Source organism: Burkholderia lata, assembly GCF_000012945.1.
GTDB classification, from domain to species: domain Bacteria; phylum Pseudomonadota; class Gammaproteobacteria; order Burkholderiales; family Burkholderiaceae; genus Burkholderia; species Burkholderia lata.
This window is the reverse complement of sequence record NC_007509.1, coordinates 1112075-1137851: the sequence shown is the minus strand read 5'-3', so window position 1 is coordinate 1137851 and position 25777 is coordinate 1112075. Positions and strand designations below refer to the sequence as shown.

24 protein-coding genes are annotated in these 25777 nt (G+C 65.5%); 12 read left to right on the top strand and 12 right to left on the bottom strand.

The annotated features are described in order from the left end of the window. Positions 1-4: 4 nt before the first annotated feature. Positions 5-2041 carry a squalene--hopene cyclase gene (shc, locus tag BCEP18194_RS04860; RefSeq protein WP_011350206.1) on the bottom strand — a complete coding sequence of 679 codons (2037 nt, stop codon included), beginning with the start codon at positions 2039-2041 and terminating at the stop codon, positions 5-7. 53 nt (positions 2042-2094) lie between these two features. Here shc and BCEP18194_RS04855 point away from each other — a divergent pair, with 53 nt between their 5' ends. Then, positions 2095-2796, top strand: coding sequence for a TetR/AcrR family transcriptional regulator (locus tag BCEP18194_RS04855; protein WP_041492510.1), 702 nt, complete (start codon positions 2095-2097; stop codon positions 2794-2796). A gap of 51 nt (positions 2797-2847) precedes the next feature. Here BCEP18194_RS04855 and BCEP18194_RS04850 read toward each other — a convergent pair whose 3' ends face one another. Further along, positions 2848-3756 (bottom strand): PDZ domain-containing protein, encoded by a 909-nt coding sequence (locus BCEP18194_RS04850; RefSeq protein WP_011350204.1) that lies wholly within the window; start codon positions 3754-3756, stop codon positions 2848-2850. A 301-nt stretch (positions 3757-4057) separates the two neighbouring features. Here BCEP18194_RS04850 and BCEP18194_RS04845 point away from each other — a divergent pair, with 301 nt between their 5' ends. Together BCEP18194_RS04845 and BCEP18194_RS04840 are read left to right on the top strand one after the other, a co-directional pair. Further along, entirely contained in the window at positions 4058-4603 is a 546-nt protein-coding gene (locus tag BCEP18194_RS04845; protein ID WP_011350203.1) for an AAA family ATPase, read from the top strand. Between the two features lie 57 nt (positions 4604-4660). Then, positions 4661-5356: a formylglycine-generating enzyme family protein gene (locus tag BCEP18194_RS04840; RefSeq protein WP_050781572.1), complete on the top strand. Its 696-nt coding sequence runs from the start codon at positions 4661-4663 to the stop codon at positions 5354-5356. A 155-nt stretch (positions 5357-5511) separates the two neighbouring features. Here the strand turns inward: BCEP18194_RS04840 and BCEP18194_RS04835 are convergent, their stop codons facing one another. Next, positions 5512-5898: a tautomerase family protein gene (locus tag BCEP18194_RS04835; protein ID WP_244272797.1), complete on the bottom strand. Its 387-nt coding sequence runs from the start codon at positions 5896-5898 to the stop codon at positions 5512-5514. 130 nt (positions 5899-6028) lie between these two features. After that, positions 6029-7105, bottom strand: a complete 1077-nt coding sequence (locus BCEP18194_RS04830) for a catalase family peroxidase (RefSeq protein ID WP_208860684.1) — start codon at positions 7103-7105, stop codon at positions 6029-6031. Positions 7106-7199: 94 nt separating this feature from the next. Between BCEP18194_RS04830 and BCEP18194_RS04825 the strand changes: the two genes are divergently transcribed. From BCEP18194_RS04825 to BCEP18194_RS04815, 3 genes are all read left to right on the top strand, one after another. Then, positions 7200-7805, top strand: coding sequence for a helix-turn-helix transcriptional regulator (locus tag BCEP18194_RS04825; RefSeq protein ID WP_011350199.1), 606 nt, complete (start codon positions 7200-7202; stop codon positions 7803-7805). A 179-nt stretch (positions 7806-7984) separates the two neighbouring features. Beyond that, entirely contained in the window at positions 7985-8272 is a 288-nt protein-coding gene (locus tag BCEP18194_RS04820; protein ID WP_011350198.1) for a cupin domain-containing protein, read from the top strand. A gap of 19 nt (positions 8273-8291) precedes the next feature. Further along, positions 8292-8783 carry a VOC family protein gene (locus BCEP18194_RS04815; RefSeq protein ID WP_244272796.1) on the top strand — a complete coding sequence of 164 codons (492 nt, stop codon included), beginning with the start codon at positions 8292-8294 and terminating at the stop codon, positions 8781-8783. A gap of 344 nt (positions 8784-9127) precedes the next feature. Here the strand turns inward: BCEP18194_RS04815 and BCEP18194_RS04810 are convergent, their stop codons facing one another. Next, positions 9128-10681 (bottom strand): DHA2 family efflux MFS transporter permease subunit, encoded by a 1554-nt coding sequence (locus BCEP18194_RS04810; protein WP_011350196.1) that lies wholly within the window; start codon positions 10679-10681, stop codon positions 9128-9130. Positions 10682-11476: 795 nt separating this feature from the next. Here BCEP18194_RS04810 and BCEP18194_RS04800 point away from each other — a divergent pair. From BCEP18194_RS04800 to BCEP18194_RS04790, 3 genes are all read left to right on the top strand, one after another. Further along, positions 11477-11719, top strand: a complete 243-nt coding sequence (locus tag BCEP18194_RS04800; RefSeq protein ID WP_011350195.1) for a hypothetical protein — start codon at positions 11477-11479, stop codon at positions 11717-11719. 200 nt (positions 11720-11919) lie between these two features. Further along, complete coding sequence (locus BCEP18194_RS04795) at positions 11920-13485, top strand: methyl-accepting chemotaxis protein (RefSeq protein ID WP_011350194.1); 1566 nt, start codon at positions 11920-11922, stop codon at positions 13483-13485. Between the two features lie 467 nt (positions 13486-13952). Beyond that, a complete protein-coding gene (locus BCEP18194_RS04790; protein ID WP_041492506.1) occupies positions 13953-14483 on the top strand; it encodes an OsmC family protein in 531 nt (176 codons plus the stop codon). A gap of 199 nt (positions 14484-14682) precedes the next feature. Here the strand turns inward: BCEP18194_RS04790 and BCEP18194_RS04785 are convergent, their stop codons facing one another. From BCEP18194_RS04785 to BCEP18194_RS04775, 3 genes are read right to left on the bottom strand one after another with little or no spacing between them, the layout of a single operon-like run. Next, positions 14683-15504: an ABC transporter ATP-binding protein gene (locus BCEP18194_RS04785; RefSeq protein ID WP_011350192.1), complete on the bottom strand. Its 822-nt coding sequence runs from the start codon at positions 15502-15504 to the stop codon at positions 14683-14685. Continuing rightward, on the bottom strand, positions 15501-16355 hold the full coding sequence (locus tag BCEP18194_RS04780; RefSeq protein WP_011350191.1) for an ABC transporter permease: 855 nt from the start codon (positions 16353-16355) through the stop codon (positions 15501-15503). The genes BCEP18194_RS04785 and BCEP18194_RS04780 overlap by 4 nt, the downstream gene beginning before the upstream one ends. Positions 16356-16366: 11 nt before the next feature. Beyond that, complete coding sequence (locus BCEP18194_RS04775) at positions 16367-17359, bottom strand: aliphatic sulfonate ABC transporter substrate-binding protein (RefSeq protein ID WP_041492505.1); 993 nt, start codon at positions 17357-17359, stop codon at positions 16367-16369. 332 nt (positions 17360-17691) lie between these two features. Here BCEP18194_RS04775 and BCEP18194_RS04770 point away from each other — a divergent pair, with 332 nt between their 5' ends. Then, on the top strand, positions 17692-19119 hold the full coding sequence (locus BCEP18194_RS04770; RefSeq protein WP_011350189.1) for an MFS transporter: 1428 nt from the start codon (positions 17692-17694) through the stop codon (positions 19117-19119). Positions 19120-19385: 266 nt separating this feature from the next. Here the strand turns inward: BCEP18194_RS04770 and BCEP18194_RS04765 are convergent, their stop codons facing one another. Further along, positions 19386-20786 (bottom strand): LLM class flavin-dependent oxidoreductase, encoded by a 1401-nt coding sequence (locus BCEP18194_RS04765; RefSeq protein ID WP_011350188.1) that lies wholly within the window; start codon positions 20784-20786, stop codon positions 19386-19388. Beyond that, entirely contained in the window at positions 20783-22054 is a 1272-nt protein-coding gene (locus BCEP18194_RS04760) for an acyl-CoA dehydrogenase family protein (protein WP_011350187.1), read from the bottom strand. Before BCEP18194_RS04760 ends, BCEP18194_RS04765 begins: the two co-directional genes overlap by 4 nt. Positions 22055-22345: 291 nt before the next feature. On the opposite strand from BCEP18194_RS04760, the gene BCEP18194_RS04755 reads away from it, so the two are divergent. Further along, the gene (locus BCEP18194_RS04755; RefSeq protein WP_011350186.1) at positions 22346-23584 is read left to right on the top strand and encodes an SfnB family sulfur acquisition oxidoreductase; all 1239 of its coding nucleotides are present in this window, start codon (positions 22346-22348) and stop codon (positions 23582-23584) included. Between the two features lie 207 nt (positions 23585-23791). Here BCEP18194_RS04755 and BCEP18194_RS04750 read toward each other — a convergent pair whose 3' ends face one another. Next, a complete protein-coding gene (locus BCEP18194_RS04750) occupies positions 23792-24199 on the bottom strand; it encodes a DUF3224 domain-containing protein (protein ID WP_011350185.1) in 408 nt (135 codons plus the stop codon). Positions 24200-24367: 168 nt separating this feature from the next. Between BCEP18194_RS04750 and BCEP18194_RS04745 the strand changes: the two genes are divergently transcribed. Beyond that, positions 24368-25012 (top strand): HD domain-containing protein, encoded by a 645-nt coding sequence (locus BCEP18194_RS04745; RefSeq protein WP_011350184.1) that lies wholly within the window; start codon positions 24368-24370, stop codon positions 25010-25012. Positions 25013-25029: 17 nt separating this feature from the next. Here BCEP18194_RS04745 and BCEP18194_RS04740 read toward each other — a convergent pair whose 3' ends face one another. After that, positions 25030-25737, bottom strand: coding sequence for an Imm50 family immunity protein (locus BCEP18194_RS04740; protein WP_011350183.1), 708 nt, complete (start codon positions 25735-25737; stop codon positions 25030-25032). Between the last annotated feature and the right edge of the window lie 40 nt (positions 25738-25777).

Here is a 25777-nt window from a genome sequence, read left to right as displayed (position 1 = left end):
ACCCTTACGCCATTGCGTCCGCTGTCTTGTCCGCAGTCGATACGCGCTTGTTTGCCACTCCGGCCAGCCGCCGATAGCGCGCGAGCGCCCACAGCGGGAAGTACGCGGTATAGCCGTGATACTTCAGGTAGAAGATGCGCGGAAAGCCCGGCGCATTGTGCGAGCGGTGCCACCAGAAGCCGTCTTCCTGCTGCACCGACTGCAGATACGCGATGCCGCGCTTCACCGAATCGGATTCGCAGTCGCCGAACGCCATCTGCGCGAGCAGCGCCCATGCGGTGAAGTTCGACGTGCTTTCGCCGCCATTGGTGCCGCCCAGCTTCGGGTCGATATAGCTGTCGTTCGTCTCGCCCCAGCCGCCGTCCGCATGCTGCCGTGCGCGCAGCCATTCGATCGCGCGGGCGATGTACGGCTGCGACTTGTCCTCGCCGGCGAGCGCGAGGCCGGCCAGCACGCTCCACGTACCGTAGATGTAGTTCGTGCCCCAGCGGCCCCACCAACTGCCGTCGGGCTGCTGCGTGCGCTTCACGTAGTCGATGCAGCGCGCGAGCGACGCGTGTTCGTCCGCGCGTTTCGTCACGCCGAAGCACAGCAGCACGCGGCCCGACACGTCCTCGGTCGGCGGATCGAGCAGTGCGCCGTGATCGGCGAACGGAATCGCGTTCAGGTACAGGCGGTCGCAGTCGGCGTCGAATGCGCCGAAGCCGCCGTTGCGCGATTGCAGCCCGCGCATCCAGTCGAGCGCGCGCGCGACACGCGTCGCATACGGGTTCGTGCCGTCCGCGTTGGCATGCGTGCGGCCGCGGCGATCGAGCATCGCGGTGACGACCGCCGTGTCGTCGATGTCGGGGTAGTACGGGTTCGCGTACTGGAACGCCCATCCGCCCGGCTGGACGTCGGCCGGCGCGTTCTCGATCCAGTCGCCGCGCAGGTCGTTCACCTGGCGTTCGGCCAGCCAGTCGTATGCGCGCGTGATGCGTTCGTCGAGTGCGCGCCGTGCGTCGCCCGGCTCGCCGTCTTCCGCCACTGCCACGCCGCGCGCCTGCTCGAGCGCCATCGTGCTCCACGCGGTATCCCACACCGGCGACAGGCACGGCTGGCAATACATGCTGCCGTCCGGCCGCGTGACCAGCAACTTCTCCAGCGCGTTCTCGCAATCGCGCCGCAGCGGATGGTCGTCCGGGTAGCCGAGCACTTCCATCATCTGATAGCAGTACACGATCGGCGGGAAGATGCCGCCGAGCCCGTCCTCGCCGTTCATGCGCTCCGCGCACCACGCCTCGGCATGGCGGATCGCGCGCTGCCGCAGGCCCTTCGGCATCAGCGGCTCGACGTGGCGCACCGTGCGGTCGAGCGCGAGGAACAGCTTGCGCATGCCGCGGGCGGGCGGGAAGTACTGGCGTTCCTCGTCCGGCGGCGTGACGAACAGCTCGCGGATCGAGATGTTGCGCGGATTGCGGGCGCGCGCTTTCAGCGAGCACAGCACGAGCAGCGGCACCATCGTCGTGCGCGCCCAGTACGCGACCTTGTACATCGAGATCGGCACCCACTTCGGGAACAGCACGAATTCGATCGGCATGAACGGCGCCGCGCGCCACGGTACCTGGCCGAACGTCGCGAGCAGGATGCGCGTGAATACGTTCGCGCGGGCCGCGCCGCCGAGCTTCAGGATCGCGTCACGCGCGCGGACCATGTGCGGCGCGTGTTCGCTGTCACCGGCCGCCTTCAGCGCGAAGTACGCCTTCACGCTGCACGACACGTCCGGATCGCCGTCGACGTACAGCGCCCACCCGCCATGCGTGTCGAGCCGCTGGTTCGCGCGCAGGTAGCGCGCCATCTTCTCCTGGCGAAGGTCGTCGATCTTGTCCATGAAATGCATCATCAGGATGTATTCCGCGGTGATCGTCGCGTCGGATTCGAGTTCGAAACACCAGCTGCCGTCGGGCTGCTGGAGACGCACGAGGGCGTCGCGTCCACGGGCGATGGCGGTGTCGAGCGCGGACCAGGGGGAGGGGGTGGGTGTAGTCATGCGGCGGATCATACCATCCGGCCGGAATGTTTATATTGAGACGCCCGGGTGCTAACATCCGCACCATGAAAAAACACCTCGAACCCGCGCCGCACGACGTGCCCGCGCCCGTCGAACCGGCTGGAGCGGCCGGCACGCAGGCGCCTGAAGCATCATCGGCGCCGGCCGCCCCCACCGCCGGCGTACGTCGAAAAAAAGCGCCGGATCAGGTGCGTGCGCAGTTGCTGGCGGCCGCATCGGAAATCGCGACACATCACGGCGTGGCCGCGCTGACGCTCGATGCGGTGGCCGAGCGGGCCGGCGTGACGAAAGGCGCGCTGCAGTATCACTTCGCGAACAAGCAGGGGCTGCTGGATGCGCTGTTCGGTCAGGCGACCGAGCGGTTCGCCGAGCAGATGGCTGCGCGGGTGGCGGCGGATGCCGGCGGCGCCGGCGCCGTGGCGCGGGCCTATATGCATGCGGTGCTCGACGAGTCGCATCCGGTTGCGAGTACCGACGTGCTGCGCGTGCTGGTCGCGTCGATGATTACCGACCAGGACACGCGCGAGCGCTGGTCGGTGCCGATGCGGGAATGGACACGGCCCGACCCGGTGCCGCTCGAGCAGGCCGCGACGCTGATGATCTGCCGGCTCGCCGCCGACGGGCTGTGGATTTCGAAGCTGCTCGACAGCCTCGAGATATCCGCCGAATTGCACGCGGAGATCGGCCGGCAGCTCGATGCGATGAGCCGCGGCGTGTTTCCGAAGGGGCGCGACGGGGCGGCGTGACGCCTGCGGCGTGGTGCGTGGCCGCGTTCGCGTCCCGGTTCGACGGCGATCTCAGAACTGCGCCGGCAGCTTGACCGCCCTGGCATCGCGCCAGACCGTCAGCGGCACCACCGTGCCCTTGGGTGTTGAAAGCACGGCGTCTCTCAGGTCGTCCATCTGCTTCAGCGGGCGATCGCCGAACCGCAGCAGCACGTCGTAATTCTTCAGGCCGGCGCGATCGGCGACCGTGCCGGGCAGCACGGCGAGGATTTGCATCGCGCTGCCGGGGAGTTTCATGGCGGCCTGCGCTTTTTCGTCCAGGTCGACAAAGTGCACGCCGAAGACCGACGGACGGTTCAACATCGCCGCCGGTATCAGGCGGCGGTCGTTCGGAATGCTGTCGAGAAAGCGCGCCAGATACGCGGCCGGAATCCGGATCCGGAAGACCTTGTCGACCGCGTCGTAGTTCGAGAGGGTGAGCACGAGGTCGGTCCCGCTGATCTCGTAGGCCTTCAGGTCGAAGCGGTCCAGCTTGATGAAGAGGCCGCCGTTGACGGGCCAGGTCTTGCCGCCGTCGGCCACCGTGTTCCAGTTTTCGGTGTCGTTGTAGCCGCCGCCGTTCAGCGTCGGGATCGCGACCGGGACGTTGGCCTCCTTGTAGCGGGTGCTGAATTTCCCGTAGTCGCGCACGGTACTGAAATTCAACTTCTCCGTCGTATGGAAGCCGACCGCCAGCCCCAGCACGGAATCGGCACCGCGTGGCGTCTGGACCAGCGTCAATTGCGCATTGACGATGCCTTGATCCGCCGATAATCCCGAATCGCTGACGGTCAATACGGGGGAATCGTAACGCGTGTTTCCCTGGAAGCGCTCGGAGAGCCCAGCATAGACAGGCGGCACGGCTTTTTCCTGGGCCAGTGCCGGTTGTGTGGCCAATGACGACATCGCCAGCAGGGCGGCATAGACAAAACTACGTTTCATTCTGGAATGACCTTTTATCTGTTATTTGAATGGCGGCGGCGCGAGAGCGCCTCGGAATTCCACATTTATTTTCCGGCTAGCGTATCAGTTTTAAGCGTGCAGGACGAAGTGCACCGCTTCCAATCCGCTTGCTCGCGATCGGGCAGTTGGTTATTCTGACGCCCATGACCCATTCGCAAACCCCCTCGATTATTTGCGCCGCAATGTTGCCGGCGGGATAGCGATCGACTGAATGGATATCGTCACAACCCGCCCGGAAGGCGGGTTTTTGCTTTCTGGGCATTCGACGGAGAGCCTGGAAATGCAGACTGGGAAGTCACTTCACGCGACGGCATCGGACGATGCCGTGTTACTCCACATGGTATGCGGCAAGATCTCATCCGGAAAATCGACGCTCGTCGCGCGGCTCGCGAGCGCCGGGCCGGTCGTTTCGATCAGCGAAGATGCGTGGCTCGCGCAACTCTATCCGGGCGAGATCCTGTCGATCGACGACTATGTCCGGTACGCGAAGCGCGTTGGCCACGTGATTGCTGATCACGCCCGCGCGGTGCTGCAGGCCGGCGTGTCGGTGGTGCTCGATGTCCCGTTCAATACCGTCGCCGCGCGCGCATGGGGTCTCGCCATTTCGCAGGCCGCCGGCTGCGACCATCGATTGCACTACCTCGACGTCAGCGATGCCGTTTGCAAGGCGCGACTGCACGCGCGCAATGCGCGAGGCGACCATCCGTTCCAGGCGTCGGACGCCGAGTTCGAACGGATCACGCGGTACTTCGTTGCGCCGACCGCAGCTGAAGGGTTGAACGTCGTCGCTTATGACGAGGCCGGTTCCGTCCGGCTGTCTTCGTAAAAGAGGTGCGCCAGCGTGGTGAACATCGAATATCCGTCTGAAACGCTCGAGCTGCCGATGGTGCAGGTTCCCGCCGGCACGATTGCATTGAGGGACGACCGGATCGGCCGCACGTGGTGCGTCGATCTGCAACGCTTTGCGATCGGCCGCTACCCGGTGACCCAGGCGCAATACGCGGCAATCACGGGGCTGGCGCCATCGTCACATGCCGGCACGCAACGCCCGGTGGAGAACGTCTCGTGGCTCGACGCCGTCCGGTTCTGCAACCGGCTGTCGACGGCCGACGGTCTGCGTTGCGGTTACGACATCCACGAGGACGGAACGAATGCCTCGCCGGTTCCGGGCAGCAACGGCTATCGGCTGCCCACCGAAGCGGAGTGGGAGTACGCATGCCGTGCGGGAACGCAGGGCCCGAGATATGGCGAGCTCGACGCCATCGCGTGGTACCGGGAAAATTCCGGCGGCCGCACGCACGAGGTCGGTCAGAAGCAGCCCAACGGCTGGGGGCTGCACGACATGCTGGGCAATGTGTGGGAGTGGTGCGCGGATCAATACGACCCGGAAGTCTACGGTTCGTATCGCGTGTTTCGCGGCGGGGGCTGGGCCGACGTCGAGCGCAGTTGCCTTGCGACGAATCGCCGTCGCAGTCATCCGACCTTTGCGATCGACGATCTCGGGTTTCGCGTTGCGCGGTCGCTTGATGCGGAGGACGGGCGCCCGGCGCACGTCGTGCGTGGATCGTCCGGCGGTTGATCGTGGCCGCCTCGTCGCGGCAAGTCGTGTCATGACGACCGGGCTGCGGCCCGCGATGTGCATGCGCCGCCCGTATCGACCATCGTTCCGCCCCGGCCACATTCGACCCGGGGCGGAACGGTTGGCGATCGAAATCAGCGTTGCGCAGCCGGCGATCAGATGAGTTCGCCGGTGATGAACTGCGCACGCCCTCGACCGAACGACCAGTCCGCGTCACCGTTTTCGACGATGGACACGATGACGTCGTCCGGCGAGATGCCGCATTGCGTTTGGAGGTTCTCGACCAGCAGCCGGTAGAACGCGAGCTTCTGCGGTTCGGTGCGCTGGCGGCTCACGGCCGTCAACAGCACCACGTCCCGCGATCGCGGATAGCCGAGGCCGGTGTCTTCCACCACGAGTTCGCCGGGGCGATGTTGCGTAACGGACTGATAGCGATCGGTCGCGGGGACATCGAACGCCTGCACCATCGCCTGATGGGCAGCGTCCAGCAGGGTGCGCACCTGTTCGTCGGTGCGGCCCTCGATGAGGTCGAATTTGAGCATTGGCACGGGATTTTCTCCTGGGGCGGGATAGTGTCGGCACGGCATGTCGTTTCTCTCGGAGGCGGCATGCCGTGCTTCATATGGACTACTTAGTTGATAGCGAAGGGGTTGGCCAGAACGATCGTCGCACTTACTGCTGGCGGCGCGCGAACGATACCGGATAGGCGGCCGAACGCGCATTGATCATCGGGTCTTCCGCCTCGATACCGGCCGGCAGTGCGTTGGGCAGGAACAGCAGACGGCGCTGCGCCGCCGCATTGTCGGCCACCGTTTTCGTGATCGAGATCGTGCCGAGCTCCACGGTGCGATGGGTGTTCGACCATACGATGGAGGGATCGTCGAGCTTGTCGCCGGGCTGGGCGATCTGCAGGACGAGGCGGAACCGAATCGGCGCCTGCGCGACGCGTTGGCGGATTTCCGCTTGCAGATGGTCGGGCGCCACCTTGGCGGCCTCCGCATCCGATACATAGTGCTCGCCGTCGACCGGCAGCATCTGATAGCGCCCGTAGGTCACGGCGCCTTTCGCGTCGATGAAGCGGAACGTGTTGACGCCGAAGTACGGCAGCGTCGCATAGCTGGCCGGGAACGGCTTCGGCGCGGTGAGAAACGCCTTCGCGACCGGGTGGCTTGCCAGATAGGTATCCAGCGGCGTCGGCTTGACCACATTCGGGCCACTCGTGCCGATCGCGATCAGCAGATCGCGAAAGTCGTCGGCCGTCGGCGACGGAAACCCGTTGAACGAATGCGCAACGATATCGGTATCGCTGCCGTTCGGCAGCTTGAACTTGATCGCGAAGCCGCGCGGCGACGCGAGCGGATGGTTGTCCGCGATATCGGGAATGCCGGCAAAGTCGGAGAACCGGACGATCACCGGGACGGTGGCCTGGAAGTGCGGCGCCTTGCTGATGGCGGGCGCCGCGGCACTCGGCGTAAACGACCCTTCGAGCACGATGCCCTTGGCATGCACGGCGCGCGCGCCGGGATGCCGGCCAAACACGCCATTCAGCGCATCGACCAATTGCGTCGGGGACGACTTCTGGCCGGCGGAGGGCGCCGGCGTTTGGGCGGACGCTGCCTGCGCGGCCGCGAGGCCAAGCAGGAACGCCCAGGAAAGATGGGACGCGGATCGTCTCATGATCGGAACTCTTCGGTGGGTTGGGGATGGGGACGGCAACACGAGTCTAGTGCATATCGACAATAATGACAAATAGATGTGTCGTTATTGTTAATATGGCCCGGTCGAGCCCTTCCGGCGCGAGGCTATAATCGACCGCTCACCCGCCGATCCGAACCCTTTTCCCGTGACTACCAAGAACGACGTCCTACGCGCGCTGCAACGAGAACCGCTGACCGTCGTGCAGCTCTGCGAATCGCTCAATGTGACGCGCACGGCGATCAACATGCAGTTGAAGCAGCTGGAAGCGGAGGGGCTCGTGCGCCGGCACAAGCCGGTGCAGACCGGGACACCGGGCAAGCCGGCCGTGCTTTACGAGGCTGCGCCGGGCAGCGAGGACGCGGCATCGAGCGCGTATCCGGCGTTTCTGCTGGCACTGCTCGCCACGCTTCAGGCGCATCTCGACGAACGCCAGCTCGAAAAGGTGCTCGTTGATACGGGCCGGCGCCTGGCGCGCGAGAACGGCCTGCCGGCGTCGGACGACTTCGACACGAACCTGGCCGGCGCGATGGCCGTCGTCGACGCACTGGGCGCGCACACCGAAGCGGTCCCCGACGGCAATGCGATCATGGTCCGCAATTACAGCTGCCCGGTCGCGAGCGCCGTGCGCGAAACGCCCTGCGTGTGCCGCGCCATCGCCGCCTACTTTTCCGAGGCGACGGGGCGCACGGTCACGGACCATTGCCTGCGAGACGGGCGCCTCATCTGCCAGTACCGGATCGCGAAGAAGTAGCGGCACCGGCCAGTGTGCACTGCGTTCGGCGAAAACAGATGCCCCGGAAAACACAAGCCATCTGAAGGTGCCGAACGATGCGCTTCGTCTTTAGAATGGGCGGCGAGCATGGCGAGCCATCCGAATCGCGGCATCCGCTGGGGTGCCGCCAAGCCACCCGATAATGTGGGAGACATACGATGCAACACCGTCCGAAAGCCGTCCCGACCCAGCAGGTAGCGAACGAGCGCGTGATCGTCACCGAATGGCGATTTGCACCGGGTGCCGAGACCGGCTGGCATGTTCATCAGCATGACTATGTCGTCGTGCCCCAAACCGACGGGCAGCTTCTGCTCGAAACCGCACAAGGCAACCGGGAGTCGCAACTGCACGCCGGGCGCAGCTATGCGGGGCCGAAGGGCGTCGAACACAACGTCGTCAACGCGACGGACCACGAAGTGGTGTTTGTCGAAGTCGAGATTCTCTGAGGGCCGCGTAAAACCCCGCGTGCCGGCCGAAGTCGATCCTTTGCAGACCTCGGGTACCGGGAGGACAATACCCCGGATATCTCTTCTGAGGCTGCCCGACATGGTCAAATTCCAGCCCGACGGATGGCATACCGTCACGCCTCGAATCGTCGTGCCCGATCCGCCAGGCCTGATCGAATTCATTCGAACGGTATTTCACGCGCAGGGCGAGTACCGCCCTGGATTGCCTGCGGAAATCAGGATCGGCGATTCGGTCGTGATGATCAGCGGGGAAGACGGCCTGCGCGATCCGATGGTCGCGTTTCTGTACGTTTATGTCGAGGATGCCGATCTGACCTGTCAGCGGGCGCTTGCAGCGCATGCGACCCTGCTCGAAGCGCCGGCCGACCTGCCGTACGGCGACAGGCGGGCGATGGTGAAGGATCCGTGGGGAAATGTATGGCAGATCGCCACGCATCGGCGCGATCTCTCGCCCGACGAGATCCGTTCAAGGCTGGCCAGCGGCGGCTAGGTGCCGGTGGCGGTGTGTCGGGCATTCAGGATGTGTCGTTTCGCGCCCAAGGTTCGCAGAGATTCTCCCGAGTGATCGTCTGCACTGCTTGAGATGGCATGACATGCTGCATGCTCGGAAGCGAGTGCGGGTCGATCTCGTCGACGTGTTGCTCCACGTGGTGTGCGGCAAGATCGCGTCAAGCATGCGTGAAGGCAGCGACATGAGACTGACGACGAGCGACAGCCTCGTCATGCGTTGCGCATCGAGATGAGGAGGCGTCGCAATTACCGCCACCGTCCCGAACGCTCCGTCGACGCACCCGATACCGGGGCGCCGACGGCGTTCCGATTGCGCCGGACGCGTCAGTGCGCGCCCGATGCGGCGTCGGACGATTCGCCCTTCAGCGGCCGGGTGATCCAGATCAGCGGGATGATGCAGATAAAGATGAACGTCGACGCATAGAAGAAATCGTCGAGCCCGAGAATGGCGGCCTGGCCATCGACGAGCGAATTGAACAGCGCATGCGCGGACGACATGTCGAGATGCAGCGACGACTGCAGCGCGTCGATCTGCCGATTGAAGATCGGGTTGCCGACGTTCGCCTGCTCGGTCAGATGCGCGTGGTGCATGATCGTTCGGTTGTTCCATACCGTGCCGGCAATGGACGTGCCCGCGGCCCCGCAAAAAATGCGGACGAAATTCGACAGGCCCGCCGCTGCGGGGATGCGTTCCGGCGGCAGTCCCGACAGGATGATCGCGATCAGCGGAACGAACCACAGCACGGCCGGAATGCCTTGCAGCAGCGTCGGAATCACGAGATGCCACGTGTCGATGTCGGTCACGTACATCACGCGCATGTAGAACACGCCGGCAAACCCGATGAACGACAGCGTGGCGATGATGCGCGCGTCGACCGCTTTCAGCACGCGTCCCATGAACGGCGACAGCAGCACGGTGAAAATGCCGACCGGCGCGGTGACGAGCCCGGCATCGAAAGCGCGATAGCCGAGGTCTTCCTGCATCCACTGCGGCAGCAGCACCAGGTTGCCGAAGTAGAGTGCATACGATACCGAGATCGCGATCGTGCCGCCGAGGAAGTTGCGTTGGGTGAACAATCGCAAATCGACGATCGGGTTCGCTTCGGTCAATTCCCAGATCAGGAACAACGCGAAGCTGATCAGCGCGGCGATGGTCAGCCCGATGATGACCGGCGACGAGAACCAGTCGAGGTCGCGCCCCTTGTCGAGCATGATCTGCAGCGTGGCGACCCACGCGATCAGCAGCACCAGGCCGACGACGTCGATCGGCAGTTTGCGGGTCTCCGTTTCGCGGTTGCGATAGATCGCCCAGATCACGCTGGCCGCGAAGAGGCCGACCGGGATGTTGACGTAGAAGATCCACGACCAGCTGTAGCTGTCGGTGATCCAGCCGCCCAGCAGCGGGCCCGCGATCGGGCCGACGGTCGCGGTCATGGCCCACAGCGCCAGTGCGGTGCCGGACTTTGCCCGCGGATACGAGCTGAGCAGGACCGATTGCGACAGTGGAATCAGCGGGCCGGCCACCACGCCCTGGAGGATGCGCGCGGCCAGCAGGAAGGGCAGCGTCGGCGCGATGCCGCACAGCCACGACGCGAACACGAACAGCAGGATCGAGCCGACGAACAACCGGATCTGGCCGATGCGTTGCGTGAGCCAGCCGGTCAACGGAATCGACACCGCGTTGGCGGCGGCGAACATCGTGATGACCCACGTGCCCTCGTCGACCGAGACGCCGAGATTGCCGGACAGGTTGGGAATCGCGACGTTGGCGATCGACGTATCGAGGACGGTCATGAACGTGGCGAGCGCCACCACGAAAGTTGCGACGACGAGTTGGCCGCCAGCCAGGGGCGGATGGTGAGTGGATGTCTGAGCCATGTTGGAACCGGGGTGGGGCACGTCCTTGTTCGAGAGTCGGACGTGTGTAACGGGCTGCGCGCGAGATATCGACGAATCGATCCGGTCGGCGATGCGGCTGGCCAGCGATGGATTCGCGAGCATCGACCGCCTGCATGCGACGGCATTGTGCCGAGACTTTTCTTTTGAAGCAGTGGCGCGCGCGGTGCGTCTCTCCGGATTGATGCAAATTCAGAATTAATCGGCGTTGTAGTGAGGGCGGGCAGTGGCGAGACGGTCGGCTGCTGTTACTGGCCGCAACGTTGAGCAGGGAACGCGCGAACACGGGATGATTCGCGGTGAATTGGCGAAAAACAGCGGAAACCGCAACCAGGTATGCCGTTTTCGATGCCACCCCATTGCGGGGCATCCGGCGATGTACGGGGCTATCCGATTCGTCGACGGATGCGTTGAACCGTGAATCACGCAAATATCAGTTGCACGCGTCGTCGATTATTGAATGAAATGAAAAGAAGCTCGATTGTTTACGTGTGTGAGAAAGTCTTTGTTGCGTCACGTGTAGTCAGTCTGCAATAAATCGGAATGACAGAACCAGTGATGAATTTACCGGATTTATTGAATAGTGCCGCATGAGTGTATCCAGTATTGATTTATCAAGCTTCGTCAAAGGTATAGCGTGTTGATCGCTCTGGTGCTGCCTGTCAATGCATCGTCTGATATATGCAGACCATTCGATTCATAGGAGATTCAGGCAATAAAAATCGCCGCGGATGACTGATCGAGACGCGCTCCGGAAAATTTTCGGCATGCAGAGCAATGATCGAAAATGAAATTCGAGGGATTCACCAGCGCGCCGCGATCGGCCCTCATCCGATGCGCGAAGCACCGGCGACCCCCTTCAGTTTGATCGTGGCCCACCCGATAAACGCATCGGGGAAGCCAGTCGCATCGGACGCCGTCGCTCCTGACGTCAGGGCCCGCTTCAGGCAGTTTCCGCCGTCGATGCTTGCATCGCTGCACGTCCTGAGCCCGACCACGCAGGAGCCGGTCGCGGAGTGAGCGCTCGAAACAGGCGCGGGGCGACCGACACCTGTCGCAATCGTCAAGATTCACGTCGCGTGCAGATAAAACCTCCCCGTTCCCCCCGCCGTTAACCCGTTCGCAGCCCATGCGCCCCGCGTTGTGACGCGGCGTGCGTCTTTCGTGATCCGGAATCCACATCCGTCGTTGGCCGCGCCCGGCCGGCGCAAGGGAACGTCATGCGAAAACAACTCACTATCCGTGGTGGTCTCGTCGCGACCATCGCCGGCTACACCGTGCTGCTCGTACTGGTGGTCGGCGCATGTATCGCGGCCCTCTACATGGGCAACGCTTCGCTCGAGGCGATGTACCGCGACGACACCGCGTCGCTGCTGCACCTGAAGACCAGCTCCGAGCGGATGCTCGTGCTGCGCGAACGCATGAGCGACGTCGCGCAGATCATCAGCGCCGGTCGCTCGGGCAAGGAAGAGATCGCGAAACTCCGCACGCTTCTCAAGCAAAGCAACGACGAACTGGACGCCTATGCGGGCCTGCACGCGCGCAACGCCGACGAGCAGGCGCTGTTCGACACGCTGCAGAATCGCCGTCGGGCGTTGCTTGACGGCGTGTTCGTGAAGGCGCTCTCGCAACTCGACGGCGATGACGGTTTCGGCTTCCTCGACACGCAGCGTACCGCGCCGCCCGCGCTGTTCGTCGCCTACCAGGAGGCGATCGATGTGCTCGAATCGTTCCAGGTCGCGCGCGAAAAGGCGCGCTTTGAGGCGGCCGGGGTCCATTTCCACCGGATCGTGTGGGGGATGGCGGCGGTCGCGGTCTTCGCACTCGTTGTCGGCTTCTTTGCGCAGCGCGTGCTCGCGAAGGCGATCATCGAGCCGATCAACCTCGCGGTCGACCAGTTCGAGAAGATCTCGAAAGGCGACCTGACCGGAACGATCGTCGTGCCCGGCGAGAACGAGATGGCCTATCTGCTGCATGCGCTCAAGCGGATGCAGGACGGCCTCGTCGATACCGTGAACCAGGTGCGCGCGAGCACGGAGACGATCGTCGGCGACGTCCGCACGATCGCGAGCGGCAACGTCGACCTGTCCGCGCGTACCGAGCAGCAGGCCGTCTCGCTGCAACAGGCGGCGGCGAGCGTCGAGCAGCTGACGGCGGCCGTGCGCCAGAACGCGGACAACGCGCGCGATGCCCGCACCTACGTCGAAGGCGCGGCCGGCATCGCGTCGCGCGGCGGCGAGGCGATGCAGCGCGTCGTCGAGACGATGTCGGCGATTTCGCACAGTTCCACGCGGATCTCCGGGATCGTCGGCGTGATCGAGAGCATCGCGTTCCAGACCAACATCCTTGCGTTGAACGCCGCCGTCGAAGCCGCGCGCGCAGGCGAGCAGGGGCGCGGCTTCGCGGTCGTCGCGACCGAGGTGCGCGGGCTTGCGCAGCGTTGCGCGTCGGCGGCGAAGGAGATCCGCGAACTGATCGGCCATTCCGCGCAGCGTGTCGAAGACGGCAGCGGCCTCGTCGCCCTGGCCGGCTCGGCGATGGCCGAGCTCGTCGCGGCGGTCGAGCGCGTCAATACGATCATGAACGACACCAGCAGTGCGTTCGAGGAGCAATCGTCGGGCATCGAGCAGGTGAACGCCGCGGTCATCCAGATGGAGCAGACGATGCAGCGCAATGCCGCGCTGGTCGAGGAGGCCGCAGCCGCGGCGCTGTCGCTCGATGAACAAGGCTCGCGGCTGAGCGCGGCGGTGGCGCAGTTCCGTCTGCGTGACGAAGCGCTTGCCTGATGCGCCGATGTTCGCGACCGGAGCTGGCGCGTCGGGCCGGGCTTGTGGCCGACGCGGCGCGGCCGATGTCGGCGCGGCACATTTCTGGTGCGAACTGCCTGACTGCCGATCTCGACGCGCTCCATGCACCGACTCGGTGAAGCTCGATCGCCGAACCCGATGCGATGTGGTGGCGTGCAATGCCTGCGATGCGACGAAGGTAGCGCCGTGACGCCTGTCGGCAGGGGCTGCGGCGCAATTGCGGCGAGGTTCTCCACAGGGTTATGCACGGAAATTGTGGATAACTCGTGGAGGATGGAGGAGCGCCGACGGTTCCTCGACACGCGTGTCGCAATGCGACATCACATACCGCGAATTGCTTTGCCGGAATGATCGTTTCGTGGCTGTCACGGAAGGGAATAGCATGAAGATCCCTCTCGATTGGCCGCCGTATGCATGGCCAGTCATTGCGACCGTACCGGCCCGACATGACGACACTGAACGACTATCTCCAACAAAAACGCGACGCCTGGCTCGCGAAAAAAGAAGCCGCCCGCGGCAATCCGGAACTCAAGGCCACCCCGTTGAAAGCGACGGTGCGCGCACTGGGCCGCAGCGGCGTGCGGGAAATCCGCATTCGCGATTTCCAGGTGATCAGCGACAGCCCGCCGGATTTCGCGGGCTACAACCTCGGGCCGGCGTCGCCGGAGCTGCAACTCGGCGTGCTGGGCAGTTGCCTGACGCACATCACGCTGATCCAGGCCGCGGAGCGCGGCCTGAAGATCGACTCGATCGAAGTCGAGGTGACCGGCGACCAGCACCCGCTTGCGCAGCACCCGGGGTTCGAGCATGTGCCGGTGTTCCCGCACAACCTTCGCTACACGCTCGATATCGTCTCGCCTGAACCGCCGGAGACGATTCGTGCACTGCATGAAGCAGTCGAGGCCGTGTGCCCGATCTTCAACCTGTTGAGGCTGCCGCAGACGATCGACGGCGAGTTGCGGCATACGCACGGTTGAGGTGCGCCGGCATGTTGCACCATGTCGCGTCGCTGCGGGGTGAGCGGGCGGTTGAAACGCCGAGCGCCCTGTCGGGGCTCCGATATGACGACGATTCCTGTCGCACCGGTATTCGATGACGGATGCGTCATCCAGCTGCTGAGCGCGTGCCGACTCGGGGCCGGGCGACGCCGGTCGTCGTGCACCAGCCGGTGCGAAGTCAGGCCTCAGCGCCTTGAAGGTCGAGCGTTCGGCGCTTCGTCTCGTCGGCACGATCCTGAAGTTGCTGGAATGCGTCCAGCAGCCGCGCGCGCAGCACGGCCAGCGTCGGGTCACGGCGATCGCGCGGCCGGGCGACCTCGACATGGATCTCGTCGTCGATGCGGCCCGGGTTGGGCGCGAGCATCAGCACGCGATCGCCGAGATACAGCGCTTCGTCCAGATCGTGCGTGACGACGATCGCGGCCGTCCGGTGCCGCTCGACGACATCGAGCAGCAGCGTCTGCAACCGCATCCGTGTGATCGCATCGACCGCGCTGAACGGTTCGTCGAGCAGCAGGAGGTCCGGCTCGCCGAACAGCCCGCGCGCGATTGCGGCGCGCTGGGCCATCCCGCCCGACAACGTGGCCGGCAGTTGCCGGGCGACGCCGGCCAGGCCGACTTCGTCGAGCAGCCGTGCGACGGACGGCTCACGCCCGCCTCGCGGGCCGGCCGCAAAGCCGACGTTGTCGGCGATCGATAGCCACGGCAGCAGCCGTGGTTCCTGGAAGATCACGCCGGCGCGCGGCGAGGGGCCGTCGAGCGCGATGCCGCCGAGCTTCACGCTGCCGCGGAAATCCGTGTCGAGGCCGGCAACGATCCGCAGCAGCGTGCTCTTGCCGCAACCGCTCGGGCCGACCACGCAGACGATCTCGCCGCGCGCGACCTGCAGCGGGACGTCGGCGAGGATCGTGCGATCGCCGTAAAGCTTGCGGGTGATGCGCAGGTCGAGCAGCGGGGTAGCGGTGCTCGCCGCCGTGTGTGCAGAAGGAGGGGGGCTCATGTCGACACCTTGCGTGGCGTGTGATCGAAGGCGTCGCGCCAGCCGAGCCAGTGCGATTCGACGCGCGCCATCGCGCCGTCGGTCAATTTGCCGAGCAACGCCAGCAGCAGGATCGCACCGAACACGAGATCCGGCCGCCCGGTTTCCCGGCCGTCGCTCAGCAGGAAGCCGAGGCCACGCGTGGCCGCGATCAGCTCCGCGGCGACCATGAACATCCACGCGAGACTGAGGCCGGTGCGCAAGCCGGTGACGATCTGCGGCAGCGCGGCCGGCAACAGGATGCGGCGGAACAGCGCGAGCGGGCCGAGCCGGTACACCGCGCCAAGCTCGACGAGCTTGCGGTCAACGTCGCGAATGCCCGCGACCACCGCGAGGTGGACCGGGAAGAAGGCGCCGATGGCGATCAGCGTGATCTTCGGGGCTTCATCGATGCCGAGCCACAGCAGCAACACCGGCACCCAGGCGAGCGACGGAATCGCGCGCAGCGCCTGGAAGGTGGGCTCGAACAGCGCGTCGATCCGGCGGCTCAGGCCCATCGCCGCGCCGACGACGAGCGCGAGTCCGGCGCCCGCCGCAAACCCCGCCGCGACCCGCAGCGTACTCGCGCCGACATGGCGCGCCACGCGCGTGACGCCTAGGCGGGCGAGCGTGTCGAGAATCTCGCTCGGCGCCGGGACGAGATGGCTCGGCAGCCAGCCCTGCCGCACGACGACCTCCAGCAACGCGAGCGCCGCGAACGGCAGCGCGAGGCCCGCGATCCGCCATCTGCGAAGCGGATCGCGCCGGACGGCGCGTGACGAGGCGGGGCGGCGGGGTGCGAGCGTGTCGTCGCGGGCAGCGGTGTCGGTCATGGGCGGCAGTCTCAGCGCGATGCGTCGACCAGCGGGCGCGCGAACGACGGATCGATCAGCGTATCGACGATCTTCGCGGGATCGACGCCGGGCCTGGTCAGCTGTTCGGCCGTCAGCACCGGCGCCGCCGCCTTCAGCGCCGCGCGCTGGGTGTCACCCGGAACGGGATCGCTGAAGTCGTTGCGCTGCAGCTGCAGTTTCGCCACCGGCAGCGATACCTTCGATTCGTCGGCGACAATCTGCGCGGTATCGGCCGGATGCGCAACGATCCATTGGCGCGCGCGATCGTAGACCTTCAGTACGCGCGTGACCGCCTGCGGGTACTGGCTGGCGAACGCGTCGCGCACGTTCAGGAAGCCATAGGTGTTGAACGCGACATTGCGATAGAGCAGGCGAGCGCCGTCGTCGAGCTGCGCCGCGGCCATGTGCGGATCGAGGCCGGCCCACGCATCGACCTGGCCGTTCGTGAGTGCGGTGCGTCCGTCGGGATGCTGCAGGTTGACGATCTCGACATCGTCGCGGGTCAGGCCGACCGTGTGCAGCGCGCGAAGCGTGAACAGGAACGGATCGGTGCCGCGCGTCGCGGCGATCTTCTTGCCCTTCAGGTCCGCGAGCGAGCGGATCGGCGAATCCTTGCGGACCACCAGCGCGGTCCACTCGGGGCGGGAGAACACGTACACCGTATGGATCGGGTTGCCGTTCGCGCGCGCGAGCACCGACGCGAGACCCGCGGCGGAACCGAAATCGACCGCGCCGCTGTTCAGGTATTCGAGCGCCCGATTGCTGCCCAGGCTCAGCACCCAGCGAATCGACGTGCGATCGGCCTTGAACTCGTCCTCGAGCCAGCCGAAGTGGCGGATCACCAGGCTTTCCGGTGAGTAGTACGCGTAGTCGACGCGGATCTCAGTGGGCGTCGCGGCACGCGCGTGCACCGAGACGAGGCTGGCGAACGCGGCAACGACGAGGGCCGCGGATTGCCACGCGCGGGACCAGGACAGCTTCATCGGGGATTCTCCGGAAGGGCGGCAAGGGGCCGCGTACGGGCAGGGTGACCGGCTAATGTAACGAAGCATCGGCGCTCCGCGAACGAAGAAATCCGCGATTGAACATGCACGCCGCTGCTAAGCGCGGACGGCGAGCAACTTAATGACGCGGGCCGATTAATTTATCGATTTATATCGCTTGGGATAACCGGATCGGGAGAACAGAATGCCTGCTGCCGGAACACGAGGGGATCGCGGTTGCATCGGATCCCTGTTGGGCGCGAATGCCAGACGCGCGACTTCCGGCGCCATGCGGACATCGCCGATCATGCGGCGAAACACTAAGGAATGCGATGAGTTCGATCGACCTGAACGCCGTCACCCCGGTTTCCTCGCCCATTCGCTCGGCCAGCGACGTCGCGCGCCTGATCAACACGGTGGACAGCTCGGTCAGCCATGCCCGGATGATCGTGCTGCTGGCGCTCGGCGGCGTCTTTCTCGATGCATATGATCTGACGACGCTGTCCTACGGGATCGACGACGTGGCGCGCGAGTTCGGCCTGACGCCGGCACTGACCGGGCTGGTCGGGTCGGCGATCATGATCGGCACGATCTTCGGCAGCCTGATCGGCGGATGGCTGACCGACAAGATCGGCCGCTATCAGGTGTTCATGGCCGACATGCTGTTTTTCGTGGTCGCGGCGATCGCGGCCGGGCTGGCGCCGAACGTCTGGGTGCTGATCGGCGCGCGCTTCGTGATGGGGCTCGGTGTCGGCATCGACCTGCCCGTCGCGATGGCGTTTCTCGCGGAGTTCTCGAAGTTCAACGGTCGCGGCAACAAGGCGTCGCGGCTCGCGGCGTGGTGCCCGATGTGGTACGTGGCGTCCTCGGTCTGCTTCCTGCTGATCTTCGGGCTGTATTTCCTGCTGCCCGCCGAGCACGCGGGATGGCTGTGGCGCGCGTCGCTGATCTTCGGCGCGGTGCCCGCGCTCGTCATCATCCTGTTCAGGAACCGGTTCATGAACGAATCGCCGCTGTGGGCCGCGAACCAGGGTGACCTGGCCAACGCCGCGCGGATTCTGCGCGAGTCGTACGGGATTCATGCACACGAAGCGGAGGATGCCGGGCGCGCGCCGAGCCCGCCGCCCGTGCGAATTCGTGTGCTGTTCCAGCACCCGTACCTGGGGCGCACGATCGTCGCCAGCGTGATGAACCTGTGCATCCCGTTCGAATACACGGCGATCGCATTCTTCCTGCCGTCGATCCTGTCGCAGTTTCTCGGTGCTGGCGTGTTCGAAACGATCGCCGCATCGCTGGCGCTGAACGTGCTGTTTGCGTTCACCGGCGGCTTGCTGGGCATGCGCCTCGCCCATCGCCATGCGTCGCGTCATGTCGCGATCGCGGGGTTCGCGCTTCAGTTCGTCGCGCTCGTGGCGCTCGCGCTGGCGGGGCATCCGCATGGCGCACTCGCGATCGGCTTCGTGCTATTGATGCTCGGCACCTGGCTGTTCGCAGAAGGGTTCGGGCCGGGCGCGCAGATGATGATCTACCCGACGCTGTCGTATCCGGCGGCGATCCGCGGTACCGGCGTCGGCTTCGGGCGTTCGCTGTGCGGCATCGGTCAGGCGCTTGCGCTGTTCGTGCTGCCGATCCTGCAGGCGCGGCTCGGTACGGACATGTTCTGGGTTGTCGCGATCAGCGCCGCTACGCCGATCGTGTTCCTGTTGATCGTGCGTTACGAGCCGACGGCGCGTGATATCGACGACGACGGCGTGGTTTGAACACGGTCGAGGTTGCTCATCGTTGGGGCAGCGCGCGCACGCTCAGTGCGCGCTTTTTCGTTGCTGCAACCACAATGTTCGCCCTCTCGATGTACGAGCGCGGCAGCAGAACCCGCATCGGGGCTGCACCGGGTGTCGAGTGACGGGAGCGGGGAGATCAGGCGGCAGGGTGTCGGGCGAGTGGTGGCCCGACGCACCGGTTGCTGCTCATCGTGAAGCCGGCCGGTTGGCCCGCGCATGCGGGCCGACCAGCCGCTGCATGGCCGTCACGCGTAGGCCGCCACCTGTTCGGCCTCGCGCTTGACCTGCTCGATGTCGCGGTACTGCGCGGCCGGATGTTCGTCCGGCAGCCGCGCCGATCCGCCGAACAGTTTCTCGCGCAGCGTGCCCGGCGCATAGCCGGTCGGATACACGCCGCGCCGCTGAAGCTCAGGGACGAGATAACGCACGACATCCTCGAAGGTTTCGTGCGCAACCGCATACGCAAGGTTGAAGCCGTCCACGTCGGTGGCGGCGACCCATTCCTGCAGGATGTCCGCGACGGTCGCCGCCGAGCCGACGAACACGGGGCCCAGGCCGCCGATGCCGCCCCAGGCCGCCAGTTCCTCGATGGTCCATGCGGTGTCGCCGCCCGCCAGGTGTTCGACCGCCGACACGATCGCATTCGTTTCGACGCGCCGGACGGGATCGTTCGGCGCGTACTGGCCGAAGTCGATACCGGTCCAGCCGGACATGAACACCAGCGAACCGTCGTACGACACGTACTTGCGATATTCGTCGAACTTGGCCTGCGCCTTCTCGTCGGTTTCGTCGACGATCACGGTGACGAGGTTGTAGATCAGGACCTTGCTCGCGTCGCGCCCGGCGGCCGTGGCCTGCGCGCGCACGTCGGCCACGTAGCGCGCCAGCTGCGGGCGGGTCGGCGCGGCGACGAACACGCATTCCGCGTGCTGCGCGGCGAATGCCTTGCCGGGGCCGGACGCGCCGGCCTGGAACAACACGGGCGTGCGCTGCGGCGACGGTTCGCACAGGTGGTAGCCGGGCACATCGAAGAAGCGACCCTTGTGGCCGATCTCGTGCACCTTCTCCGGATGCGTGAACACGCGGCCGTCGCGATCGCGGACCACCGCGCCGTCCTCCCAGCTGCCCTCGAACAGCTTGTACAGCACCTCGACGTACTCGGCCGCGACCGCGTAGCGGTCATCGTGGGTACGCAGGCCGTTATCGCCGACGTTTTTCGCGCCGCTTTCGAGGTAGGACGTGACGATATTCCACGCGAGCCGGCCCTTCGTGTGATGGTCGGCGGTCGACAGCCGGCGCGCGAACGTGTACGGGTGCTCGAACGTCGTCGACGCGGTGATGCCGATGCCGAGATGCTCGGTCGCCATCGCGATCGGCGCGGCGAGCTGCAGCGGATCGTTGACCGGGATCTGCGCGGCCTGGTGCAGCGCGTGGTAATTGCTGCCCTTGTAGACATCGTAGTAGCCGATCACGTCCGCGATGAAGATCGCATCGAAAATCCCGCGTTCGAGCACGCGGGCGAGGTCGGTCCAGTAGTCGAGATCCTTGTACTGCCACGACCGGTCGCGCGGATGGGCCCACAGCCCGGGCGACTGGTGGCCGACGCAGTTCATCTCGAACGCATTGAAGCGGATGGTCTTGCTCATTGGGCGGCTCCTGTATCTGCATGCGTGCTCGTGCTCGCCCCCGGGCCGTTGCCGATCTGCCAGACGAACGGCGGCGTGCGCCCGTTGATGACCCAGTCGCCGACGATCCGCGCCTTGTAGACGAGCGGATTGTGCGACGACACGGTGCGCGCGTTGCGCCAGTGACGATCGAGCGCCGTCGTGCTGCGGGTCGCGGAGGCGCCGAGCGCGTCGAACAGGCGCGTCGCCGCGCGCAATACGAGTTCCGACACGACGAGCTGGCTTTGCGCGGACTCGATCTCGGCCGCGACGTTCGCATCGTGCTCGGCCGCGGCGTCGCCGCCGAAGTGCGCTTCGTAGGCCTGTTGCAGCGGCTGCGCGGCGCGCAGCGCGAGCGCGTCGGCCGCATAGGCCCACGACGCGATTTCGCCGATCACCTGTTGCAGCTGCGCGTCGTCGGCCGCGCGCGGCGCGTTGCCGTGGCTGTATACGCGGGTGCGGCGGCGCACCAGGTCGCCCGCGTCGCGCACGATCGCGTGGCCGATGCCGGCCAGCGTCGCGACGTGGAAGAGCTGGTAGAACGCCGTCTGGTACTTGAAGCGTCGCGCGAAGTCGATCACGTCCCGGGCGTCGACCGCTGCATCTTCGAAGCGCGTGGTGCCGCTGCCGGTCGTCGTCTGGCCGAAGCCGTCCCAGTCGTCCTCGCGGATCACGCCGGGCTGCGCGGTTGCCACGGCGACGATCACGTCGCTGCCGTCGTCCGCGCGTTGCGCGAACACGTCGATCCAGTCGGCGAACAGGCTGCCGGTGCTGTAGAACTTCCGGCCGTTCAGCACGAGCCGGCCATGCTTTTCCGACACCTTCGTGATGGTCTGGCCGAGCGCCACGTCGCCGGTTTCCGTCCACGCATTGCCGACGAGCTGGCCGCTCGCGAAACGGTCGAACCATGTCTGGCGATCGGCGCCGGGCGGCGCGTTCAGCCAGTCTTCGACGAACGCGAAGTGCCCGCGCAATGCCTGCGGCAGATTGGAATCGGCGGCGGCGAGTTCGGTCAGCAGCCGGAACAGCTGCGGCAGCGATGCGCCGGCGCCGCCATCGCGCACCGGCAGCCGCACGGCGCCGAAGCCGGCGGCCTTCAGCCAGCCGATCGCCTCGTGCGGCAGCTCGCGGCGGCGTTCGCGTTCCGCGGTGCCGGCCGCGATGCGTTCGAAGATCGGCCTGAAGCGGCTGGCAAGCGCGTCATAGTCGGTGCCGGTGGAAAGTTCGGTTGCTGCGGGAGACGAAGTCATGCGGGGTCCTTGAAAGGCGGGGCCGTCGATGCCGGCAGGCCAGTATAGGAAGCACGCTGCGGACGATCCAATAACGGATTCGTACATCGTTATCGCCATCGGGCATTACGCGGGCGAGGCGGCGCGGCGTCGATGCTGGAGCGTCGATGTCGCCGCTGACGCGCGGTTGCTTGCAGGCAGCGTGCCGTATCGTTTGTCATGCGAAGGAATATCGTTGTGCGAATCGCTCGGTTTGCCGGCGTGCAGTGCGCTGCTAGATTGAATGTTTCCGTCAATCAGCAGGAGAGCCCGATGTCAGACACGAGCGCCACGATCCAGGAACGGCCGGCCGATACGCAACCGCAGGCGGCCCGCGTGATCGCCGACGACGCGCAAGCCATCGCGGCCGCGCATGCTCTTGCGCAGCGGCTCGCGGAAGGCGCGGCCGAACGTGACCGGGAGCGCCGGCTGCCGCGTGACGAGATCGAATGGTTCTCGCAGTCGGGGCTGTGGGCCATCACGGTGCCGAAGGCCTATGGCGGCGCGGGCGTGTCGCATGTGACGCTGACGGAGGTGGTGAAGATCGTCGCGGCGGCCGATCCGTCGCTCGGGCAACTGCCGCAGAATCATTTCGGGCTGGTCGACGTGATCGCGCTGACCGGCACCGACGCGCAGAAGCGCCACTTGTTCTCGGAAGTGCTGAGCGGCAAGCGGTTCGGCAACGGCTTTTCGGAGAAGGGCACGAAGCACGTGCTCGACCTGAAGACGCGCGTGCGGCGGGACGGCGACGATTACGTCGTCGACGGCACCAAGTTCTATTCGACCGGGGCACTGTTCGCGCATTACGTGCCGGTGCTCGGCCTCGACGACGCGCGCCACGCGTGGCTCGCGTACATTCGCCAGCCCACGCCGGGGCTGACCGTGATCGACGACTGGTCGGGGTTCGGGCAGCGGACCACCGCGAGCGGCACCGTCGTGCTCGACAACGTGCGCGTGCCTGCCTCGCATGTGCTGCCGGCCCAGCGCGTGTCGGATCTGCCGACGCTGAACGGCCCGCTGTCACAGATCATCCAGGCCGCGATCGACGCGGGCATCGCGAAGGCCGCGCTCGACGATACGCTGACCTTCGTGCGCTCGCGCACGCGGCCGTGGGTCGACAGCGGCGTCGAACGGGCGGCCGACGATCCGTTGACGATTCGCGAGATCGGCCATCTGCACATTCAGCTGCATGCGGCGGAGGCGCTGCTCGAGCGCGCGGCGCGTACGCTCGACGAGATCGCGGCCCGCGGCAACGTGACCGAGGACGATGTCGCGCGCGCGTCGGTGGCGGTGGGCGAGGCGAAGGTGTTGACGACGGAGATCGCGCTGCTGGCGGGCGAGAAGCTGTTCGAGCTGGCCGGCACGCAGTCGACGCTGGCCGAGCACAACCTCGACCGGCATTGGCGCAACGCTCGCACGCATACGCTGCACGATCCGGTGCGCTGGAAATATCACCTCGTCGGCAACTACTACCTGAACGGCGTGCGGCCGGCGCGCCACGCGTGGAATTGAATGCGTGGCGATCGGGGTGTGAAGGCTCGGCGATGAGCGAGTTGAGCGCGTCGCGGCGGTCGAATGCCGCCACGCGATCATGAGCGAACCCGGCAATGCCTTCGTCGAAGTGCTAGTGCCGGGTATCGGGCAGGTGAATGCCGCCCGGGGCGCGTTATCGCACCGGTGCGGCGACGCGATGAAGTCGCCGCATCCCCGTGAGTCGGCTTACCGAGGCGATTCCGGCAGCGTGTAGTCGAAGCGGTAAGAATGCTGGCCGTTGTCGATGGTGATGATCAGCGAGCCGGTGAGCCCCAGCAATTCTCCCGTGCCGGAATCGGGCACGACGGTGATCGACTGCTGCGGCTGCCCGCGCGTCATGGTGGAGCTGTGCTGCAGGACGAAACTGCCGTGGCGGCCGCCCAGCGCGCCTTGCACGGTTTCCATCGCCACATAGCCGGCGGAGCCCTGGACACTGCTTCGAAACGCGAGCATCTCTCCCTGGCTGACGGCCTCCAGGTCGCCGTGATACTGCTTGTCCAGCGACATGCGGCCGAGCCCGGTCTGCTCCGCGACGGGACTCAGGGATTCCGGATTCAGCTTCACTTCAAACGGACCATTGGCCAGCAGTGTCATTGCAGCGCTCCTCGTCGAATTGGCAACCCGCACTATAAGCCAACCGGGTATCGCCGGAGGTAACGGTTTGCTTGATCTGCCGGCATTAAGGACGGATCGGATCGCGGATCGTATGCCGCGCGGCACTTGCGGCGATAATCGGCATCCCGACCTCCACTGCTTTCCCCGATGACTCTCCCAGCGTTCGCACCCTTTCAGGATCTGGCCAACGCCTTGCTCGCTCACTGGAGCGATGCCAATGGCGATGGCTCCCACGACACGTCGCATCTGCAACGCGTGTGGAAGAACGCGGCCGCGATCCAGGCGAAGGAGGGCGGCGACGCCGAGGTGCTGTTTGCGGCGACACTGCTGCACGACTGCGTGGCGGTGGAGAAAAATTCCCCGCTTCGCGCGCAGGCATCGCGGCTGTCGGCGGACAAGGCCCGGCAGGTGCTGAAGTCGCTGGATTGGCCGGATGCGAAGATCGATGCGGTTGCGCACGCGGTCGTAGCGCACAGTTTTTCGGCCTGTATCGCGCCGACGACGCTGGAAGCCAGGATGCTGCAGGATGCCGACCGGCTCGATGCGATCGGCATGGTGGGCGTCGCACGGTGTTTTTATGTCGCGGGCCGGATGGGCAGCGCGTTGTATGACCCGGTCGATCCGCACGCATCGGAACGGGCGCTCGACGACACGCGATTCGCGATCGATCACTTCCGCACGAAACTGCTGCGGCTTTCAACCGGTTTCCAGACCGTCACGGGTACGCGCATGGCGATCGTTCGCCGCGATCGATTGCAGCGCTTTCTCGACGAGTTTTCCGACGAGATCTGATGGTGCCGATGCGGCCTTCAGATGCCGTGGTTGTCTGATGCGCACGGCTCGATGCGGATGACGGTCGCGGCACGGCAGTAGAGCAGGATCCCGAAGCCGGTCGACGGATACAGGTCGATCTGGATGCGGCCGTCGTCGCAGTGAGAAAACCGCAGATCGTAAATCCACGACGGGAACGCGACATTTTCCGTCTCGAACTCGCTTCCCTCGACGTCCTCGAACAGGAACGTAATCCGGCAAGGCGTTTGCGGCCCCTTCCAGGCCGGATTGTCTTGCCCGGCATGACGGATCGTGAGTTCCATATCCGTTTGCCATCCACCGTTCACATTGACCCGGCGCAGCGTGATGGCCAGCACCCCGGCATCGTGGAATTTCGGCCAGTAGCCGTAGACGCTGCGTATCAGCCATGCATGCTCGACCGCGCTCTCGTCCGTCTCCTTGCGGTTTCTGTATTGATCCGATTCCCACGACTCGGATAAGCCCTCGACCATCGCTTCGAGCATCTTGATCAGGTACCGCTCCGCTTCTTCGAGCGAGCCCCGGAAGTCGAGCGTGGTCGCAGCGCAGCTGATGCGACCGTTGTGCGCCGCTTGCACGATCTCGTAGCCGACGGTGATCGCTCCATCGTTTTGCGGGCTCAGGTAGTAACCGATGTCATAAGTCAGCCGGCGCGCATTCTGCCGGACGTAGTGGAGCGTGTTGGGGTAGTTTGACTGAAGCGGCATGCTGTTCTCTCGGTATTGTTGGCCAGCAGTCCATTGGCGC